This is a genomic window from Bartonella sp. LB28NMGDW (assembly GCF_042194435.1).
Lineage (GTDB): Bacteria > Pseudomonadota > Alphaproteobacteria > Rhizobiales > Rhizobiaceae > Bartonella > Bartonella grahamii.
Window position 1 is genome coordinate 1 of sequence record NZ_JBHIMX010000085.1, and the last position, 1,260, is coordinate 1,260.

At 41.6% G+C, this 1,260-nt stretch carries 2 pseudogenes; both read left to right on the top strand.

Annotation, left to right across the window (positions count from 1 at the left end):
- Window positions 1-366 (top strand): annotated as a pseudogene (locus ACFIKG_RS09260) (hypothetical protein); the annotation flags it as partial.
- Window position 367: 1 nt separating this feature from the next.
- Window positions 368-1,260 (top strand): annotated as a pseudogene (locus ACFIKG_RS09265) (hypothetical protein); the annotation flags it as partial.

The window sequence follows — 1,260 nt, forward strand, 5'->3', positions numbered from 1 at the left end:
TGTAAGGACCATGTTTCTTTAGAGCCTTTGTTATCATCAGAGCAGCAAGGAACGCCGGTTTGTTACAGTTATTTTGATAGGAAATTACATCTTTATCCCACGCCGGATAGAGCCTATCAGATTCAACTCATTCTCTCTCCATTGCGTTTATCAGAGATAGAGAGTGTCGATGAGGAGCACCCATGGTTTGTGCACGCGTTTGATTTGATTAAGGCGCGTGCAAAATACGAACTTTACAAGAATATCCTTAAAGATCCCGATTGTGCAACGGCAGCTTACAATGACTTTAACGAACAGTTGCATGAATTGCGTGCAGAGACGTCTCAACGTCATAACGTGACCAGAATAATACCAACGGATTTTTAAGATGGTTTATTTTCCAGTAGCCGATTACAGACCAGATGTTGCGGTTGTCAACGGCAGTTTTACGGATAGCCTTGTGAATGTTTTACCGGCAGATGGTGGTTACATACCCATGCCTAGTGCAATGGTTGTTTCTAATCCTTTGGAAGAAAAGCCCTTGGGTTCAATCGCCTTTAGAAGCGGTAATGGTGTTAAGATAATCGTAGGAGGCAAGCAAAAGCTTTATAGTTATGATAGCCAAACGAAGGGTTGGAAAGACATAAGCCAAAGTGGTGTGACCTATCATGCGCATGAAGATAATCAATGGTCGTTCGCTTTGTTTGGTCAAAGAATTATTGCGGTGAATAAAAATGATAAACCACAAGTTTTTAATACCCATAGTTCTGAACGATTTGAAGATTTAGGAGGCAATCCCCCGAAAGCAGGCTTGGTGAAGGTTTGGGGACCTTTTGTTTGTTTGATGCAATTGACAGATCACCCCAATCGCATTCATTGGTCTGGTTTGGAAGATGCTACTCATTGGACAGTTAAGCAGAAAGATTGCGATTTTCAAGATTTTCCGGATGGAGAATATGTTCAAGGGGCAACAGAGTCCACCAATCCCCTCATTTTTATGCGTTCTGCTATTTATGCAGGAACCTTTGTTGCGGGTTCTAAGATTGTGTTTACGTTTCAAAAGATACAAGACAAGCGAGGAGCCCGCAGTGCAGCCTCTATAGCATGTCGAGGGAGTGACGCTTTTTTTGCAGGTGATGGTGGTTTTTATCAGATGAGTTTAGATGGTCAACTTTTACCGATAGGTTTTGAAAAGGTTGATAGAACGGTTTTTAAAACATTTGATAAGTTTGCTCTTGATGAGATGCAAGGAGTTATAGACCCCATTGATAACCGGATTTA